Origin of the sequence: Roseofilum capinflatum BLCC-M114 (assembly GCF_030068505.1) — a bacterium.
GTDB lineage: Bacteria > Cyanobacteriota > Cyanobacteriia > Cyanobacteriales > Desertifilaceae > Roseofilum > Roseofilum capinflatum.
This window is the reverse complement of record NZ_JAQOSO010000013.1, coordinates 66,416-72,415: the sequence shown is the minus strand read 5'-3', so window position 1 is coordinate 72,415 and position 6,000 is coordinate 66,416. Positions and strand designations below refer to the sequence as shown.

The following is a 6,000-nucleotide window of genomic DNA, read 5'->3' as shown; positions in this document are numbered from 1 at the left end:
ACCCTAAAAAAGCCGTCCTAAAAGGACGGGGCTTTAAACCCAAATTTTGGGTAAAGTAATGAGTAATGAGCAAGAAAGTGTCTCGTCCCCGACTTAATCTCACTCACAGGGATTGCATCGCTTACCATCACAGCATACTATTGAGAGTGAACTAGCTTAAGAATACAACAGTATAAAGGTCTCCTTTTGGAATGATACCGCTACAATTGAGGCTGAAAAACTTTCTGAGTTATCAGGAAACGAGCCTAGATTTTAGTCAAATCCATACCGCTTGCATTTCTGGGGTGAATGGGGCGGGAAAATCGTCTTTACTGGAGGCGATCGCCTGGTGTCTGTGGGGAAAAAGTCGTGTGAATACGGAAGATGACTTGATCCACTACGGAGCGGCGGAAGTTCGGGTGATGTTTAGCCTCATTCAGCATCAGCAAACGTTCCGCGTCATTCGTACCCGTCAACGGGGACACAGTACAAGCCTAGAATTTCAGGTGCAAACGGAAAGCGGGTTTCGTTCTTTGACGAGTCGCAATACTCGCCAAACTCAACAGCTTATTATTCAGAGTCTCAAACTCGATTATCACACTTTTATTAATTCGGCCTATTTGCGCCAAGGGCGAGCGGATGAGTTTATGCTCAAAGGGGCGATGGAGCGTAAGCAGATTTTGGCGCGGTTATTGAATTTAGATCAATACGATCGGTTAAGCGATCGCGCCAAAGAAATTGCGGCGGGACATAAGACGACGGTGGGAGTTTTGCAACCCCAACTTCAGGCGATCGAAAGCCAGCTTACCACAGAAGAGGCGATCGCCCAGGAACTGCAAGAGATCGAGCAACATCTGCACCAACTCCAAGATACCCAAGCCAGAGCGAAACAACAACTGGGCAGTTGGCAAACTCTCCAGCACCAGCAACAAACCCTACATCAACAACTTGAGTGGCATCAAAGCCAACAAGAAAGCTTAGAGCGTGATCGCCAGCGCTTGCATCAGGAGCGAGAAAGCGCCAACAGCCAAAAAGAGCAGCTCGAAAGCCTCTTGGCACAAGAAACTGCCATTACCAGCGCTTACCAAAATTTCCAGAACCTACAAACCCAAGAAGCCCAACTTGCGGCCCAATTTAGCACTTATCAAACCACCCAAGACCAGCTTAAGTCTCTGCGTCAAACCCAAAATGAGCAACAACAAGCTTTAGAGGATCAACTGCGTCTGATTCAAATTCAGCTCGATCATCTGCACACCCAAGAGCAAGAACTGCAAGTGATACTCGATCGCCAACCAGAAATAGAAGCGGCTCAAGTTAAACTCCAACAAGCCCGCGATCGCCTCAATTCCCTAGATCGACTTCAATTACAAGTCTCTCCCCTGCTCCACCATCGCCAAAATCTGCAAAGTAAACTCGATCAAGCCACAGCTCGCTGTCGAGCCAAACTCGAAGAATTACAAGCCACCTGGCAACAACTGCAAACCGAACAAGCCGAAACCCCCTTATTAGAACAAGCTGCCGAAGATTTAGCCGGACAAATTGCCCAATTAGAGAAAAAACGTATTTATCAACAGCGTGTCTTAGAAAAAGGGCAAGAACGGCGTAATATGATGGAACGCTTGCAAGCCCAACAGCGCAGCTACGAAAGTCAACTGGATGCCATTAGTCAAAAATTACAATTGCTCAAACAGCGATCTAGCCCCGAAAACGGCGACGATCGGATTTATCCTCCTTGTCCCTTATGCGATCGCCCCCTGGATGAACACCACTGGCACTTAGTGCAAGAAAAGCACACTTCTGAACAACAACAAATTCTCAATCAAATTTGGGTCATTCGGGAACAGCTTGCCACCTCTGAACTAGAAATTAAAGTTTTCCGTCAAGAATATCGGGATTTAGACCGCGAACTAGCTGGGCTGAGTCCCGCCCTAGAAAAGCGAGGGCAACTGAAAGCTGTCTTAGATGTCACCGGGAAAAAATTGGAACGTCTGCAACAGTTGCGAACGGAAATTCTGGAATTAGAAGATGCTTTGCAAACCGGCAGCTATGCCCAAGATCTCTATGCTGAACTCCAGACCATGGATCAGCGCCTTCAGAAACTCAACTATGATGAAAAAGACCATGTTCTCGCCAGAGGGCAAGTAGAAAAATGGCGGTGGGTTGATATTAAACGAGGGGAAATTAAATCGGCTCTCAAACAGCAACGAAAACTACAACAAGACCGTCCCGAATTAGAAGCCCAATACCAACAACTGAGCCGCCGTTTAGATCAATTACAAACTACGTCTACCCTACAGCGTCAAATTCAAACCTTAGAGCGTCAATTAGCCGAAATGGGTTACGATCCAGAAGCTCATCAAACGCTGCTTAATCGCTTAAGAGAGGCGCAAAGTGCCCAATTTCGTTATCAGCAATTGGAACAAGCTCAAGAACAGTATCCCCAAGTTAATCAGACCTGTCTAGAGTTAGACCGTCGCTTAGACGATCATCAACAACGGGCCCAGGAATTAGAAGAAAGTTTAGCTAAGTTGAATCAAATTTTGCTGCAAAATCCCGATGCTACGCCTCAAGTTAAGGCCTTAGAACGCCAAATTCAGGAAGGTCAACAGCAGCGAGAAGAACTGCTCTCTCGTCAAGGCAGATTGCAACAACAGCAACAACATTTCAAAAGTCTTAATCAGCAATATCAAAAAATTAAGCAACAATTGGAAACTGCCCAGAGGAACTATCGCGTTTACACGGAATTAACCCATGCATTTGGTAGAAAAGGGATTCAATCTCTGATGATTGAGAATATTTTGCCGGAGTTAGAGGCGCAAACCAATCGGGTATTAGCGCGGCTCAGTTCCCATCAGTTGCATGTGCAGTTTATTACCCAAAAATCCCAGAAAACGAAGAAGGATAAATGGGTGGAAACCTTGGATATTTTAATTGCCGATTCCCAGGGAACTCGCCCCTATGAAACCTATTCCGGTGGCGAAACCTTTCGGGTGAACTTTGCCATCCGTTTAGCCTTAGCCAAACTCTTAGCGCAGCAGTCGGGGACAGCCCTGCAAATGCTGATTATTGATGAAGGATTTGGTACACAAGATGAGGAAGGATGCGATCGCCTGATCGCGGCGATTAATGCCATTTCCCCTGAATTCGCCTGTATCCTCACCATTACCCACCTGAAATTCTTTAAAGAAGCCTTTCCCGTGCGGATTGAAGTCACCAAAACGGCTACAGGTTCCCAATTGTCTGTAATGCACTAATGATGGACTTCAGACAGCCCTTGGTGCTATTCGATCGCAGCAGGTTTCTGGAAGCGGTGGTTGATACCCGATGCCTTCACCTGCTCTTTGGTGAAAAAATCGCTAGTGCTACCATCGGAGAGCCGAATTCTCATGCGAGGGGGGCGATCGCTTGCGGGAAGATAAAATTCCGCATAGGCGGTACACTCCCCCATGAGGGAAGATCGATCTTCTGAAGCAAACTCAAAGTCCACTTCCTCAATCACAGTCATGGCGATCGGATCGTTGTACTCATTGTCGATCCAAACCATCCGACCCACCTGCAATCTTGCATCACGGCTGTTACAATCACTGATTTCTAATTCACTCACGAGGGTGATAGGAATCAGATGCCGACCCTTACAGGAGGCGATCGCCATTAAAAGCAATAGGGCTGCAATCCGCCAAAACATGGAGTTTTCCTTCAGTTGCTTCTCTTACACACACCATATCCCTTTTCTGTCCAACTGGGAAATTCTAAGGAATTTCCATCGTTAAAGCCCGCGATGATCGCGAACGCTGCTATGGGGTACATTTTGATTCTACGCTAGTTTACTGCCAATTGTCCCAATCCTCATTCAGGATTGAGGTATTGGGAAACGCGATGGGATTGCCTTGATTCACTAACCGTTGTTGCAATACTTCTAACTGAGGTTCCGGTGCGGGTAAATTATCGACTAATTCATAGGGCATAATCTCATTTTCTAGGGCAAAAATTACTGTATTTCCGGCGGCTGCACCCACTGACCATTCAAAGGAATGCACCCGATAAGCGGCGGCGGCAATATGGCTGGCGGCAATACTTTTTCCGGCAATTAAAAGGTTATCTAATTGTTGAGGAATCATCGCTCGTAGGGGAATTTGGAAGGGGTAAGCCGTGCCTGCGCCTCGGCGTTCTCCTTCGCGCTCGGTGTTTCCGGGTTTTTCCGGAGGACTTTCGGTCATGCAGGGGTGAAAGTCGATCGCATAATGACCGATGCCGACAGAATCGGGAAAGATGGTGGAGCGGGTGCGACGTTGGGGAGAACTGGGTAAGGAATCAGACTGCAAGACCTCGATCGCCTCTAATCCGGCGATCGCCGCTCGAAAGGCTCTGTATTCGTCTGGCGGTAGCGCTTGTTGGTAATAGTCATCTGTATATCCCTGGCGCGAAATATCGATTTCCCAGATGGTAAAGCCATCGGGATGGGCCCAACTGGGACGACCGATAATCCGTCTGCCTTCGCGCATATAGGGGTATTTCGAGAGTCCGTGAGCGGTTCCCATGGGCGAGTCTAACCCGGATAAAAAGCGATAATTGGGATGGAGTTCTTTAAATCCATCTCCCAATTGAGAGTCCGTGGTTCCCGCTACTAACCAGTAATAAAATCCCAAGGCATGTTCTTCCGCCTTCCGTAAGGCATCCACCCGCAAGCCTCCCAACCATCCCCCAGGCTGCAATTGACCCATGGCTTGCAGTTGGTTGGCGGTATAAATAAAGTTATCGACGGAAGTTCCTGGACGGTAATCATTGCCCCATGTCCAGTTTTGCATGGCGATATCGCCAGGGGTGGGTTTAGTAAAGCCAATGCCGCCAAACCGGGTACTTTCTCCGGTTTGCGGACTCCAAATCCGCCGATAGGTAAACACCAGATCGAAGCTGGCTAGGCGCTCTAATTCGTAGCTATAGTAAGGGGCATATTGGGGATAAAATTCTGGCATCACCTGGGGTTGGGGTTCGCTGGTGGCTTCCATGGCGAAGGTGTAGGTAAAGCCTTGGGTACAGTAAGGATCGCCGGTTGCACTGGCTGAAGAGGGTTCTAGAGGCGATCGCCGATCGATACCCAAACGATGAGGAATATTGGTGAGTCCAATCAATTCCCCGGTTTCCGTCGCGTCTATGATATACCAGGGTTTATCCTGGGGTGAAATGAAGCGGATAATACTTTTGGTTAGATACTGGGAATCATCGTAAGTATAAGCATCTTCTAGAGTTTGGGAGAGAAACCGCGTATTCAGGGGAGGAGCGCCGGGTGCAGCTTGGTGTTGGATGGCGATCGCCCCTTCAATCAGCGTGCGATCGGCATTATAATCAAGGTCTTTCACCACCGTATTCAGATACCAATGGAGCCTCCCTTTTCCCCGTTTTGCCGCCGCTTCGAGCATCTCCATGAGGATCAGATGACCATCTTTAGGGAGGAAACAGGAGACACTCACCCAACAGTCCCCTGGATTTAGCTTGCCATAGCGACGGAAGATGCGATCGCGCAACTCCAAATAGCCGCGAGAATAAAACAATTGCGCTCTCTGCGTCGTTCTCTCATCCAAAGCCGAAGTCCCCTGGGAAGAAATTTGACCCCCCACCCAGTCCGTCAACTCCGTCAGACAAACCGTTTTACCTCCCAGCAGAGCCTCATAAGCCGTAGCTGTTCCCGCCAGTCCACCCCCCACCACCAGCAGATCGCAGGCGACGGTTCGATCCGCTTCCGGAGTCGCCAGTGCCGCACTCGACGAGAAGCCAGTAATGATTAAAGTACAGAGTAATCCTAAGTATTGTTTCATCTCCTGTCACCTCAAAAAGTTCAGAGAACCATGGACATTATAAGAGACAGGCTGAAACCATGATCGGTAGATAAAGACTTGTTGATGAAAATCTCCACCATACAGATCGACACAACAGCATTCACATCGACAGGGACACCCAAATATTGCTCTGTGTAGACTACACAGAGCTAAACAAAAATATTCACATACATGGGGATACCCAAAT

At 48.1% G+C, this 6,000-nt stretch carries 3 protein-coding genes; 1 reads left to right on the top strand and 2 read right to left on the bottom strand.

What is annotated here, in order from left to right:
- Positions 1–191: 191 nt before the first annotated feature.
- Entirely contained in the window at positions 192–3,233 is a 3,042-nt protein-coding gene (locus PMG25_RS03790; RefSeq protein WP_283765580.1) for an AAA family ATPase, read from the top strand.
- A gap of 26 nt (positions 3,234–3,259) precedes the next feature.
- On the opposite strand, the gene PMG25_RS03785 is transcribed toward PMG25_RS03790, so the two are convergent.
- Positions 3,260–3,664 (bottom strand): hypothetical protein, encoded by a 405-nt coding sequence (locus PMG25_RS03785; RefSeq protein ID WP_283765579.1) that lies wholly within the window; start codon positions 3,662–3,664, stop codon positions 3,260–3,262.
- 139 nt (positions 3,665–3,803) lie between these two features.
- Positions 3,804–5,792 (bottom strand): FAD-dependent oxidoreductase, encoded by a 1,989-nt coding sequence (locus PMG25_RS03780; RefSeq protein ID WP_283765578.1) that lies wholly within the window; start codon positions 5,790–5,792, stop codon positions 3,804–3,806.
- Positions 5,793–6,000: the final 208 nt, after the last annotated feature.